Source organism: Baekduia soli, from assembly GCF_007970665.1.
Lineage (GTDB): Bacteria > Actinomycetota > Thermoleophilia > Solirubrobacterales > Solirubrobacteraceae > Baekduia > Baekduia soli.
In genome coordinates this window covers 468041-480347 of sequence record NZ_CP042430.1, presented here as the reverse complement: position 1 = coordinate 480347, position 12307 = coordinate 468041, and the positions used below count along the sequence as shown (strand labels likewise).

General features: G+C 73.0%; 10 protein-coding genes. 7 read left to right on the top strand and 3 right to left on the bottom strand.

The window, feature by feature from the left end; translation table 11 throughout:
• Position 1: 1 nt before the first annotated feature.
• Genes FSW04_RS02090 through FSW04_RS02075 form a run of 4 tightly spaced genes read left to right on the top strand, consistent with a single transcriptional unit; the run spans position 2 to position 3495 of the window.
• Positions 2-646 (top strand): TetR/AcrR family transcriptional regulator, encoded by a 645-nt coding sequence (locus FSW04_RS02090; RefSeq protein WP_146915743.1) that lies wholly within the window; start codon positions 2-4, stop codon positions 644-646.
• The gene (locus FSW04_RS02085) at positions 643-2199 is read left to right on the top strand and encodes an acyl-CoA carboxylase subunit beta (RefSeq protein ID WP_228430807.1); all 1557 of its coding nucleotides are present in this window, start codon (positions 643-645) and stop codon (positions 2197-2199) included. Before FSW04_RS02090 ends, FSW04_RS02085 begins: the two co-directional genes overlap by 4 nt.
• A complete protein-coding gene (locus tag FSW04_RS02080) occupies positions 2196-2669 on the top strand; it encodes a MaoC family dehydratase (protein ID WP_146915741.1) in 474 nt (157 codons plus the stop codon). Before FSW04_RS02085 ends, FSW04_RS02080 begins: the two co-directional genes overlap by 4 nt.
• The gene (locus FSW04_RS02075; RefSeq protein WP_146915739.1) at positions 2662-3495 is read left to right on the top strand and encodes an HpcH/HpaI aldolase/citrate lyase family protein; all 834 of its coding nucleotides are present in this window, start codon (positions 2662-2664) and stop codon (positions 3493-3495) included. Before FSW04_RS02080 ends, FSW04_RS02075 begins: the two co-directional genes overlap by 8 nt.
• On the opposite strand, the gene ilvA is transcribed toward FSW04_RS02075, so the two are convergent.
• Together ilvA and FSW04_RS02065 are read right to left on the bottom strand one after the other, a co-directional pair.
• Positions 3492-4766 (bottom strand): threonine ammonia-lyase IlvA, encoded by a 1275-nt coding sequence (gene ilvA / locus FSW04_RS02070; protein ID WP_146915737.1) that lies wholly within the window; start codon positions 4764-4766, stop codon positions 3492-3494. The genes FSW04_RS02075 and ilvA overlap by 4 nt on opposite strands.
• Before the next feature lie 49 nt (positions 4767-4815).
• Positions 4816-5694: an SDR family NAD(P)-dependent oxidoreductase gene (locus FSW04_RS02065; protein WP_146915735.1), complete on the bottom strand. Its 879-nt coding sequence runs from the start codon at positions 5692-5694 to the stop codon at positions 4816-4818.
• A 39-nt stretch (positions 5695-5733) separates the two neighbouring features.
• Between FSW04_RS02065 and FSW04_RS02060 the strand changes: the two genes are divergently transcribed.
• The 3 genes from FSW04_RS02060 to FSW04_RS02050 all read left to right on the top strand — a co-directional run bounded on the left by FSW04_RS02060 (position 5734) and on the right by FSW04_RS02050 (position 11047).
• Positions 5734-6645 carry an MBL fold metallo-hydrolase gene (locus FSW04_RS02060; protein WP_146915733.1) on the top strand — a complete coding sequence of 304 codons (912 nt, stop codon included), beginning with the start codon at positions 5734-5736 and terminating at the stop codon, positions 6643-6645.
• Positions 6646-6738: 93 nt separating this feature from the next.
• Complete coding sequence (locus FSW04_RS02055) at positions 6739-8844, top strand: hydantoinase/oxoprolinase family protein (RefSeq protein WP_187369164.1); 2106 nt, start codon at positions 6739-6741, stop codon at positions 8842-8844.
• Positions 8845-8857: 13 nt separating this feature from the next.
• Positions 8858-11047 (top strand): hydantoinase B/oxoprolinase family protein, encoded by a 2190-nt coding sequence (locus FSW04_RS02050; protein WP_146915729.1) that lies wholly within the window; start codon positions 8858-8860, stop codon positions 11045-11047.
• Between the two features lie 153 nt (positions 11048-11200).
• Here the strand turns inward: FSW04_RS02050 and FSW04_RS02045 are convergent, their stop codons facing one another.
• Positions 11201-12151 carry a polysaccharide deacetylase family protein gene (locus FSW04_RS02045; protein ID WP_146915726.1) on the bottom strand — a complete coding sequence of 317 codons (951 nt, stop codon included), beginning with the start codon at positions 12149-12151 and terminating at the stop codon, positions 11201-11203.
• Positions 12152-12307: the final 156 nt, after the last annotated feature.

The following is a 12307-nucleotide window of genomic DNA, read 5'->3' as shown; positions in this document are numbered from 1 at the left end:
CGTGGACGAGTGCACCGCGCTGCGTCAGGAGGCCCGTCGCGAGGTGGTGCGCGAGGCGGCGCTGCGCGTGTTCTCCCGGCAGGGCTACCGCGGCACCTCGATGCAGGACCTCGCACGCGAGGCCGGCATGGGCAAGGCCTCGCTCTACCACTACTTCAACAGCAAGCAGGAGGTCCTCACCGAGCTGTACGAGGAGGTGCTGCGCGAGAACGTCCGCTCCGCGCTGCGCATCGCCGACGCCGACCGCTCTCCGGTCCAGGCCCTCACCGACGTCGTGGTCGACCGCGTGGCCTACACGTGTGAGAACCGCCGCCTGCTCAACGTGTTCTTCGAGGAGGAGGCCGAGCTGCCCACCCGGATGCGCGCGCGGCTCATCCGCGTGCGGCGGGAGTACGACGACGCGATCCTCGCGATCGTCGAGCGCGGCATCGCCCGCGGCGAGATCGTCCTGGCGACCACCCCGCGGGTCTTCGTCAACACGGTCCTCGGCGCCGCCAACTGGGTGTACAAGTGGTACGACCCGCGCGGCCCGATGAGCCCGGAGGAGCTCGGCCGCGACATGGCCGGCGTCCTGCTGGGCGGCGTCGTGCCCGCCCCCGTCCCGTCCCCGCCGTCCCCCGCCTCCCGCGGCAGGAGTCCCTCGTGAACGACCTCACCGCCCCCGGCGCCGGCCCGCCGGCCGTCGCGCCCGACCCCGCCCAGCGCCTGTCGGCGCTGCACGCGACCGCCCTGGCCGGCGGCGACCGGTCCCGCCTGGGCACCAAGCTGCCCGCGCGCGAGCGCCTCGCGCTCCTGCTCGACGAGGGCTCGTTCGCCGAGGACGGGCTGCTGGCCAACGCGCTGGACGAGGGCCTGCCCGCGGACGCGGTGATCACCGGGTCGGGCACCGTCGACGGGCGGCCCGTCGCCGTCATCGCCCACGACCCGACCGTCAAGGCCGGCTCCTGGGGCCGGCGGACCGTCGACAAGCAGATCCGCATCCTCGAGCGCGCCGACCGCGACCTGCTGCCGGTCTTCTACCTCGTGGACTCCGCGGGCGGCCGCCTCACCGACCAGCTCGGCTTCCACCCCGGCCCGCGCGGGGCGGCGCGGATCTTCCACCTGCAGGTGCGGCTCTCGGGCCGGGTGCCGCAGCTCTGCTGCCTGTTCGGGCCCTCGGCCGCCGGCGGCGCCTACATGCCCGCGTTCTGCGACTGGGTGGGCATGGTCGACGGCAACGCCTCCATGTACCTCGCCTCGCCGCGCATCGCCGAGAAGGCCATCGGCGAGGTCGTGACCCTGGAGGAGATGGGCGGCGCCCGGATGCACACGAGCGTCTCGGGCTGCGGCGACCAGCTCTGCGCCGACGACGCCGAGGCGATCGCCGCCGCGCGCCGGCTGCTGACCTACCTGCCGAGCTCGTGGCGCGAGCGCCCTGCCCGCGGGCCCGCGCGCCCGCCGGCCCGCACCGACTGGGACGGCGTGCTGCCGGCGAGCTTCCGCTCGGCCTACGACGTCGGCGCGGTCGTCGACCGCATCCTCGACGAGGGCACGTTCTTCGAGATCAAGGCCCGCTGGGCCAAGGAGATCGTGATCGGCCTCGGTCGGCTCGACGGCCACGTCGTCGGCATCGTGGCCAACCAGCCCAAGGTGCGCTCGGGCGCGATCCAGGTCGACTCCTCCGACAAGGCCGCCCGCTTCATCGCGTTCTGCGACGCGTTCAACGTGCCGCTCGTGTTCCTGGCCGACATCCCCGGGTTCATGATCGGGTCGGTCGTCGAGCGCCAGGGCATCATCCGCCACGGCGCCAAGATGGTCGCCGCGATGTCCAGCGCCGAGGTCCCGCGCTTCTGCGTCGTGCTGCGCAAGGCGTTCGCCGCCGGCTACTACGCCATGTCCTGCCCGGGCTTCGAGCCGCGCGCCACGATCGCCCTCGCCGGCGCGCAGATCGGCGCGATGGCCGGCGAGGCGGCCGTCAACGCCGTCTGGGCCAACCACATCGCGGCCATCGAGGACCCCGCCGAGCGCGCCGCGTTCATCGCGGGGCGCGTGGAGGAGCTCGACGCCGAGCTCGACGCCGTCCGCCTGGCCGACGAGCTGCTCGTCGACGCGGTCGTCGACCCCACCGCGCTGCGCGGAGAGCTCGAGCGCCGGCTGGCCGCCGCCCAGGGCTGGGAGCGCTCACAGGACCGCCGCCACCACGGGGCGTTCCCGGTATGAGCGCGCGCCCCGTCTCGGGCCGGTGGTTCGAGGACCTCCACGAGGGCCTGACGGTGCGCCACGCCGTCACGCGCACGATCACCGAGGCCGACAACACCACGTTCTCGGTCATGACGATGAACCCGCAGCCGCTGCACCTCGACGCGGAGTTCGGCGCCGCGTCGGAGTTCGGCGAGCGGATCGTCAACAGCCTCTACACGCTGGGCCTGCTCATCGGGCTGACCGTCTACGAGCTGACGCTGGGCACGACGATCGCCAACCTGGGCTTCACCCGCGTGGAGTTCCCGCGCCCGGTCCTGCACGGCGACACGATCCACGCCGAGACGACCGTCGTCTCCGTGCGCGCGTCGGCGTCGCGCCCGGCCGCGGGCGTCGTGGAGTTCGAGCACCGGGCCTACAACCAGCGCGAGGAGGTCGTGGCGGTGTGCGTGCGCGCGGCGCTCATGCACCGTCGGCCGGCCGATGCGTAGCCTGCTGTTCGCCGGGGCCACCCGCCCGGACCTCGTCGCCAAGCTGCCGCGCAGCCGGCCCGACGCGGCGGTCGTCGACCTCGAGGACGCGGTGCCCGCCGACCACAAGGAGGCCGCGCGCGAGGCCGCGCGGCGGCTGGGGCGTGAGCTGGCGGCGGCGCATCCGTCGCTGGACGTCTACGTCCGCGTCAACGCCGTGCCCACGCGCTGGTTCGCCGGCGACGTGGCCGAGGGCGTCGACCCGACGGTCGCCGGCGTCGTCATCCCCAAGCTCGAGGAGCCCGCGCAGCTGGCGGCGTTGCGCTCGGCGCTGGCCGACCACGGCCTGGGCGGCCTGCGCGTGGTGGCGGGCATCGAGACCGCGCGCGGCGTGGCGCACGTCGAGCGGCTGCTCGACCTCGGCGTCCACGCCGCCTACTTCGGGGCCGAGGACTACATCGCCGACATGGGCGGCGTGCGCACCGCGGACGGCGACGAGGCGCTCTACGCGCGCTCGCGCGTGGCGCTGGCCGCGCGGGTCGCGGGCGTCATCGCCGTCGACCAGGCCGTCGTGGACGTCCGCGACGAGGAGGCGTTCCGCCGGGACGCGGAGCAGGGCCGGGCGATGGGCTTCGGCGGCAAGATCTGCGTGCACCCGCGGCAGGCCGAGCTGGCCAACGCGGCGTTCGGCGCCGACGCGGAGCAGTGCGACCGCGCGCGACGCCTGCTCGCCGCCTGGGAGGCCGCCGCGGCCGGCGGCGTCGGCGCGATCGAGTTCGAGGGCGCCATGGTGGACGAGCCCGCGCTGCGCATGGCGCGGGAGGTCCTGGCCCGCGGCGGGGCCTAGAGCAGAAAGCGGAACAGCGGGCCGCCGGGGTCGACGCGCTCGATGTGCATAGGGGAGGCGTCCATCCGCGCGGTCAGGGCGGTCAGGTCCTCGGGGCGGCCGATCTCGATGCCGACCAGGGCGGGTCCGGTCTCGCGGTTGTTGCGCTTGACGTACTCGAAGAGCGTGATGTCGTCGTCGGGGCCCAGGACGTCGTCGAGGAAGCGGCGCAGCATGCCGGGCTCCTGGGGGAAGTCGACCAGGAAGTAGTGCTTGAGGCCCTCGAAGATCAGGGCACGCTCGAGGATCTCGCTGTAGCGGCTGACGTCGTTGTTGCCGCCCGACAGGATGCACACGGTCGTGGCGCCGGGCTCGGGGACGACCTCGGTGCCGAGGGCCGCGGTGGCCAGCGCGCCGGCGGGCTCGGCGATGATCCCGTCGGTCTGATAGAGCGCGAGCATCTCGACGCACACGCGGCCGGTCTGGACGCTCACGATCCGCGCGCCGGCGTCGCGCACGACGGGGAACGTGGCGTCGCCGACCCGGCGCACCGCGGCGCCGTCGACGAACGGGTCCAGCTCGTCCAGCGCCACGGGCCCGCCGGCGGCCAGCGCCGCGGTCATGCTCGCCGCGCCCTCGGGCTCGACGCCGGTCAGCACGACCTCGGGCCGGCGCTCGCCCAGCCACGACGCGACGCCGGCCAGCAGGCCGCCGCCGCCGACGGGCACGACGACGTGGTCGGGCGCGCGGCCCAGCTGGGCCACGATCTCCGGTGCGACGGTGCCCTGCCCGGCGATCGTGCGCGGGTCGTCGAAGGCGGGCACGAGCGTGGCGCCGCTGGCGCGGGCGTCGGCGGCCGCGGCGGCATGGGCGTCGTCGTAGGCGTCGCCCTCGATGATCACGTCGACCCAGGGCCCGCCGATCGCCGCGATCCGCGCGCGCTTCTGGCGCGGAGTGGTGCGCGGGAGGTAGACGCGCCCGCGGACGTGCAGCGCCGCGCACGCGTAGGCCACGCCCTGGGCGTGGTTGCCCGCGCTGGCGCACACGACGCCCGCGGCCGTGTCGCGAAGCTGCGACATCAGGTTGTAGGCGCCGCGCAGCTTGTAGGAGCGCACGGGCTGCAGGTCCTCGCGCTTGACGAAGACCTCGCCGCCCACCAGGGCCGACAGACGCTCGCTGCGCTCCAGCGGCGTGCGGGCGGCGATGCCCACGAGCCGCGCCGCGGCGTCCTCGACGAGGGCGGCCGGGTGACGGTCCACGGGGGCAGGTGAGTGGTCGTGCGCGGCGGCCATCCCGGCACTGTGGCGCATCGGCGGCCGCGCCCGTCGCACCGTCGCGTGCTCAGGCCGGCGGCCGGCGGTGCACGGTCGTCGGCAGGCCTGTCGAGCCGTGGCTGACGCCGGTCAGCCCACGGGCGCGCGGGTGGACGAGGCGCTCCATGACGACCGCCGGGCCGGCGGCGGTCTGCCCGCCGTCGACTGCGATGGTCTCGCCGGTCACGAACCCGGCGTCGGGGCCGGCCAGGAAGGCGATCACCGCCGCGACGTCCTCGGGCCGGCCGGGGTCCGGCCACGGCTGCGTCGTCTCCAGGATGTCCCGCATGTCCTGCACGCGGTCCTCCGTGCGCGCCAGCAGCGGCGTCAGCACCGGCCCGGGCGCCACGGCGTTGACGCGGATCCGCTGCGGGGCCAGCTCGACCGCCGTGGTCTGCGTGAGGCTGATCACCGCGGCCTTGGCCGCCGAGTAGGCCTGCGGGCCGGCACCGCCGCTGAGCCCGGCGACGGACGCCACGTTGACGATCGCGCCGCCCTCGCCGGCCTGCTCGAAGGCGCGCACCGCGTGCTTGATGCCCAGGAACACGCCGCGGGCCATGACCGCGAACGTGTAGTCCCAGTCGGACTGCTCGATCGTGCTGATCGCGCCGAACGCCCCGCCCACCCCGGCGTTGTTGACGATGCAGTCCAGCCGTCCGAAGCGCGACACGGCCAGGTCGACCGCGGCCTCGACGTCGGCCTCGGTGGCCACGTCGCACGTGGTGAAGGCCGTGGCCGCCTCGTGCCCGAGGTCCGCCGCGGCCTCGAGAGCCGCCGCGCCGTTGGCGGCGTTGCGGTCGGCGAGCAGGACGGCCCAGCCGTCGGCCAGCAGCCGCAGCGTCGTGGCCAGGCCGATGCCGCTGGCCGCACCGGTGACGACCGCGACGCGTGGAGGTGTCGTGCGCATCGGTGCATCATGGCGCAGGCCGTCGACTAGGCTCGAGCCGTGTCCCACGATCGCGCGATCACGCTGGGCCGCCTGACCGTCCAGCGCATCCCCGACATGGAGCGCTGGGTCGTCCCGCGCTCCGGCGTGTTCCCGACGCTGTCCGACGAGGCCCTGGCCGAGGCCCGCGAGCGGTACGGAACGGCCTTCGTCGATGCCCACGGCAACATCATCCTGTCGGTCCACTCGTGGCTCGTCCGGACCCCTCGAACGACGATTCTCATCGACACGTGCCACGGCAACCACAAGGACCGCCGCTTCTACCCCGAGACCGGCAACCTCGTGACGCCCTACCTCGAGCGGCTGCGGGCCGCCGGCGTCGCGCCGCAGGACGTCGACCTCGTCCTGTGCACGCACCTTCACCCCGACCACGTCGGGTGGAACACGCAGCTCGTCGACGGCCGCTGGGTGCCCACGTTCCCCCGCGCGACCTACCTCATGAGCGAGACCGACCACACGACGTTCTCCGCGCTGCACGCCTCCGCACCGGAGGGGCCCGCGGCCGACGTGGCACGGTCCTTCGCCGACAGCGTCCTTCCGGTCGTGCAGGCCGGGCAGGCCCGGTTCGTCGCCGCCGGCGAGCGCCTCGAGGAAGAGCTCGACACGGGCCTGTGGCTGGAGGGCGCCCCCGGCCACACCGCCGGCCAGGTCGCCCTGCACCTGGAGAGCGGGGGCCGGCGGGCCATCGCCTCCGGCGACGCGATCCACCACGTCCTGCAGCTCGCCGACCTCGACCTGCCCGCGCTGGGCGACGCCGATCCCGTCACCGCCGCGCTCACCCGCCGCCGGCTCATCGAGGGCATTGCCGACACGGACACGCTCCTGCTGCCGGGCCACGTCGTCGCCCCCTCCTTCGGCCGCGTGGTGAACGAGGGCGGACGGCTCGAATACGCGTTCGCATCGGGCCACTAGCGGAACCGCCCAACCGGGGCCCTGGACCCTGGCGCCGCGCGGGGGCGCGCCTCTATGGTGCCGCGAGACCCGGCGGGCCCGACGAGGAGAGGCATGTCTTCAGCACCAGCAGCGGCGAAGGACGGGGCGCAGGCGTACATCGGCGTCGACGTCGGCGGCACGCACACCGACGTGTCGGTCGTCTACGGCGATCGCGTCGAGCGCGGCAAGGCCCTGACGACCTACGACGACTTCAGCCGCGGCGTCCTGGAGGCCGTCGAGGTCGCCGCCGCGCGGTTCGAGCTCGAGCTGCCCGAGCTGCTGGCCCGGACCCGGCTGTTCATCAACGGCACGACCGTGGTGACCAACACGATCACGACGCTGCGCGGGTCGCGCGTCGGGGTCCTGGTCACCGGGGGCTTCAAGGACACGTTCCGGTTCGCCGGCGGGCCGCGCCTCACCGAGCCCGACGACCACCTGCAGAAGAACGTCCCCGACCTCGTCTCCCGCAAGGCGATCGCCGAGATCGACGAGCGCATCGACTGGTCGGGCGCCGTGCTGGCCCGCATCGACCCCGAGGAGGTCAAGGCCAAGGTCCGCCACCTCGTCGAGGACGTCGGGATCGACGCCCTGGCCATCTGCTTCCTGTCGAGCTTCGTCAACGGCGAGCACGAGCTGGCCGCCGAGGCGGCGGTCAAGGAGATCTACCCGGACCTGTTCGTCACGCCGTCGCACCGGGTGTTCCCCGTCGCGGGGGAGACGCGGCGTTGGACGACGGCGGTGCTCAACTCGTTCGTCCAGGACAAGGCCGAGGTCTACCTGACGTCGCTCAACGACAAGCTCCGGGAGGCCGGCCTGAAGGGGGGCCTGGCGTTCTTCCAGGGCCTGGGCGGCGGCATCAGCCTCAACAAGGCGCGCCAGTACCCGCTCGCGCTGCTGGGCTCGGGACCGGCCGGCGGGGCGATCGGCTCCAACGACCTGGCCAAGCGCATGGGCCACACGCGCGTCCTGCTCGGCGACATGGGCGGCACGAGCTTCGACACCGGGATCATCAGCGACAACGAGATCCACATCGAGAAGAACCTCCAGCTCGGGCCGTTCCAGACCGGGGTCAACCTCGTCGACGTCGTCTCGGTCGGCGCCGGCGGGGGCTCGATCGCCTGGGTCGGCGAGCGCGGCGTGCCGCAGGTCGGTCCCCAGAGCGCCGGCTCGACGCCCGGCCCGGCGTGCCTGGACCGTGGCGGCACCGAGCCGACCGTGACCGACGCGATGGTCACCATGGGCTTCATCGACCCCGAGCGATACCTCGCGGGCCGCGTGCAGCTCAAGCCCGAGAAGGCCGGCGAGGCGCTGGACGCCGTGCTCGGCGAGCGCTTCGGCTGGTCGACGGAGGAGTCGGCCGCCGCGGTCCACGACCTCGTCGTGGTCAACATGGCCAACGCGGTGCGCGAGGTCTCGGTCGGCAAGGGCCATGACCCGCGCGAGTTCCTGTTCCTGGCCTACGGCGGCACGCTGCCGCTGTTCGCCTCCCAGATCGCCGAGCGCCTGAACATCTCGACGATCGTCATCCCGTCCAACAGCTCGGTGTTCTGCGCCATGGGCGTGCTGGCCTCCGACTACGTGCTGCGCACCGACCAGGGCGTCGGGTGGGACCTGTCCCGGCCCGAGGGTGTGGACCGGGTGAACCAGATCGCGGAGGAGATGGTCGCCAGCGCCCACGCCGAGATGACCGCCGAGGGCTTCTCGGACGCCGACATCGAGATCCAGCGCTCCGCGGACTTCCGCTTCCAGGGCCAGGAGTACGAGCTGCCGATCCCGATGCCCGACCGGCCGCTGACCGCCGAGGACGCGCCGCGGCTGGCCGACGAGTTCCTCAAGCTCTACGAGCGCACCTACGGCGAGGGCACCGCGTGGAAGGGCGTGCCCGCGACGCTGGTCAACTACAGCGTGACGGTCATCGGCCGCCACGAGCGCCCCCAGATGGGCACCACCGCCTCGGCCAACGGCGCGACCGAGGTCGCCCCGCGCGAGCAGCGCGAGATCTTCCTGCCGTCGGAGCGGCGCAAGGAGCAGGTGCCGATCTACGACGGCGCCGCCGTCACCCCGGGGATCCACATCTCCGGGCCCGCCATCGTCGACGAGGGCGATACGACGATCTACGTGCCTCCGGGGGTCACCGCGGAGCGCGACGAGTACATGAACTACGTCCTGACTCGATAGGGGAGCAGCGCACATGGCCACTCGCGACTACGACGTCATCGCCGCGGAAGTCCACCGCAAGGCGCTGGAGAACCTCACGCAGGAGATGGCGATCACGCTCGTGCGGACCTCGGGCTCGCCGATCGTCACCGACGCCAAGGACTTCTCGACGTGCCTCATGGACCGCAAGCCCGAGCACCTCGGCTTCGCCGCCTACGTGCTGTTCCACCTGGGCTCGTCGCTCATCGGCACGCAGGTCATCGAGGAGCTCGTCGCCGGGGGCCACGACCTGCGGCCGGGTGACGGCTGGGTGGTCAACGACCCGCACACCGGCGGTGCCATGCACCAGGGTGACGTGTCGATCATCATGCCGACCTTCTACAAGGGCGAGCACCTGGGCTGGTCCTTCGCCAACATGCACGTCCTGGACGTGGGCGGGGTGGGCATCTCGGGCTACGCGCCGGGCGCCCACGACGTGTGGCAGGAGGGCATGCTCTTCCCGCCCGTGCGGATCATCCGCGACGGCGCGATCGACCAGGAGTGGGAGCACTACATCGCCGCCAACGTGCGCGCCCCCGGCCCGGTGCTCAACGACATCCGCTCGATGATCGCGGCCAACAACACCGCCAACACGAAGCTGAACCAGATCGTCGACGAGTTCGGCCTCGAGGCCCACCAGCAGTACTGCGAGATCAACAAGGACCTCAGCGAGCAGGTGCTGCGCGAGCGGATCGCCAAGATCCCCGACGGCGTCTACGAGGCCGTCGACTGGAACGAGTTCGACGGCCACGACGGCCCCGACCACCTGCTCGAGCTGCGCCTGAAGATGGAGGTCGACGGCTCGACCCTGCGCCTCAACTACTCCGGCGTCCCACAGGTCGACGCGTTCGTCAACTCCGCCAAGGGCGCGATGTACGGCTCGGCGATGACCGGGCTGATGACGATGCTCACCTACGGCGACCTGCCGATCAACGGCGGGATCTGGCGCCCGGTCGAGGTCGACCTCGGCGAGCCGGGCACGATCGTCAACTCGGTGCCGCCGGCGCCGGTCTCCAACGCGCACTCCGAGGTCGGCATGCGCGCCTGCAAGCTCGTCAAGGACGTGCTCAACCAGGCGCTGTCGCTCAGCGACGACCCGGTCCTGCGCGGTCGCGTGGCGGGCCAGTGCGTCGACGGCTTCCCGGCCAACGCGCTGTTCGGCGCCAACCAGCACGGCGGCACGTCGGTCATCTTCTACATCGACAACGCCAGCGGCGCGGGCGGCGGAGCGCAGAGCATCCAGGACGGCCAGGACTCCTACGGCCTGACGTGCATGACCGGCTGCGGCATCGCCGACGTCGAGGTCCACGAGGCCGCCGACCCGGTGCTGTTCCTCTGGCGCCGCCTGGTGGCCAACTCCGGCGGCCCGGGCCAGATGCGCGGCGGCCAGTCGCTGGACCAGGCCTATGCCATCCACTACTCGGACTCGATGGCCGGGCCCGGGTTCAATGCCTGCGCCGAGGTGCCGCCGCGGGGCTTCGGCGGCGGCTACCCGGCGTCGGCCGGCGACTGGCACCCCGTGCGCGGGACGAACGTCACCGCGCTGCTGCAGGCCGACCGCCTGGCCACGCCCGACCGCCTGGAGGGCGTCCACGAGGAGGCCCGCAACAAGGTGACCCACCTCAGCCTCGGGCGCGATGACGTCTTCATCGCCCGCAGCGGCGGGGGCGGCGGCCTCGGCGACCCGCTGCTGCGCAGCGTCGAGACGGTGTTCGAGGACCTCGACGCCGGCTACGTCACGCCCGCCCACGCCCGTGCGATCTACGGGGTCGTGCTCGACGACCGGGGCGCGCTGGACGAGGCCGCGACGGCCGCGCGGCGCAAGGAGATCCTCCGCGAGCGCATCGGGGGCGAGCCCGAGCGCGAGCTGCGCGAGCCGGCCAGCGTCGGCGTCGCCGTCGTGCGCGACAACGGCTCCTGGGCCTGCGGCTCGTGCGCCGAGACGCTCGCCCCCTCGGGCGACAACTGGCGCCAGGGCAACGTCGTCATGGCCGAGTACGGCATCAGCGAGCGCTACGCCGAGCTCGAGATGCGCGTGCGGGCCCGGACGGAGAGCCCGAAGGTCGTGCTGCGCGAGCACTTCTGCCCGTCCTGTGCGCACGCGCTCGGGGTCGACGTGGTCACCGACGACCTCGAGACGCTCCCCTCGCCGCAGGTCGGTGTCGGCGCCGGCGTCCCGGCCTGAGGCCCCGCCTGCCGGAGGGCGATGACGGGGTGACCACCCACCACGAGGGCCCGTGCACCCGTGGGTCGAATCGAGCGTCATACGGACGCTCAACTCGACCCACGGCAGATCCGGGGCGTCCGGCCCTCATAGGCGAGGGCCAGGCGCCCTCGCTCAGGGGCGCTCCACGGGGAACTCGTGGTGGTGCTCGTGCCACCACTCCGCGATCTGCAGCCGCGTGGCGAACCACACGTCGCCCTTCTCGTGCGCGTACTCGAGGAAGTCGCGCAGGGCGCTCGTGCGCCCGGCCTGACCCACGATCCGGCAGTGCAGGCCGATCGACATCATGCGCGGGTGGGTGGCGCCCTCGTCCCACAGGTAGTCGAACCCGCGCTTGAGCGTGTCGAAGAACGACGTCGGGTCCGAGTAGCCCTGGGGCAGCACGAACTTCGCGTCGTTGTAGGTGAAGCTGTAGGGCACGATGAGGTGCGGGGTGCCCTTGACGTCGACGTAGTAGGGCAGGTCGTCGTTGTAGACGTCGGAGTCGTAGGTGAACCCGCCGTCCTCGACCAGCAGCTCGCGCGTGTGGATCGACGGGCCGTAGCGGCAGTACCAGCCGCGGGGCCGTTCGCCGCAGGTGCGCTCGATCGAGGCGATCGCCTCGGCCATGTGCTCCTGCTCCTCCTCGCGGCTCAGCAGCCACGGCTCCTCCCAGCGCCAGCCGTGCGAGCACGGCTCGTGGTGGGACTCGCGCACCCAGGCGGCGACCTCGGGGTTGCGCTCCCAGGAGATCGCGGCGCCGAAGAACGTGATCGGGATCCCGTAGGAGTCGATCAGGCGCTGGATGCGCCACACGCCGGCGCGCGACCCGTACTCGTAGACCGACTCGGAGGCGAGGTCCCGGTACTGGGCGTCCATGACGTAGGGGATCTCCGTGAGCGCCGCCTCGCTGCGCCCGTCGCCGACGACGTTCTTGCCCACCTCGGAGCCCTCCTCCCAGTTGAGCACGACGCTGACCGCGATCCGGGCCCCATTGGGCCAGGTGACCTTCGGGACGTGCCGCCCGTAGCCCACCAGGTCCCGCTTGGGGCCCGGACCGTCGGCCTCCTCGAACTTGATGCCCATCTTCTGTCCCGCCTCTCCTCTGTCGGTGTGCCGGAGAGGCGAGCCTAGCCGCCGAGGCGGGCTGCACCACCTCGCTGAGGACGACGCCGTGGCAGGCGCCGGCGTGCGTCGGCCCAGCACGAAGATCACGAGGCTCGAGGCGGGCGCGGCGCGCTT

Bases quoted from the DNA above. Each gene is read 5' to 3' on its own strand.
- FSW04_RS02080 (WP_146915741.1), top strand. From the start codon at position 2,196: ATGAGCGCGCGCCCCGTCTCGGGCCGGTGGTTCGAGGACCTCCACGAG.
- FSW04_RS02075 (WP_146915739.1), top strand. From the start codon at position 2,662: ATGCGTAGCCTGCTGTTCGCCGGGGCCACCCGCCCGGACCTCGTCGCC.
- ilvA (WP_146915737.1), bottom strand. From the start codon at position 4,766: ATGGCCGCCGCGCACGACCACTCACCTGCCCCCGTGGACCGTCACCCG.
- FSW04_RS02065 (WP_146915735.1), bottom strand. From the start codon at position 5,694: ATGCGCACGACACCTCCACGCGTCGCGGTCGTCACCGGTGCGGCCAGC.
- FSW04_RS02055 (WP_187369164.1), top strand. From the start codon at position 6,739: ATGTCTTCAGCACCAGCAGCGGCGAAGGACGGGGCGCAGGCGTACATC.
- FSW04_RS02050 (WP_146915729.1), top strand. From the start codon at position 8,858: ATGGCCACTCGCGACTACGACGTCATCGCCGCGGAAGTCCACCGCAAG.
- FSW04_RS02045 (WP_146915726.1), bottom strand. From the start codon at position 12,151: ATGGGCATCAAGTTCGAGGAGGCCGACGGTCCGGGCCCCAAGCGGGAC.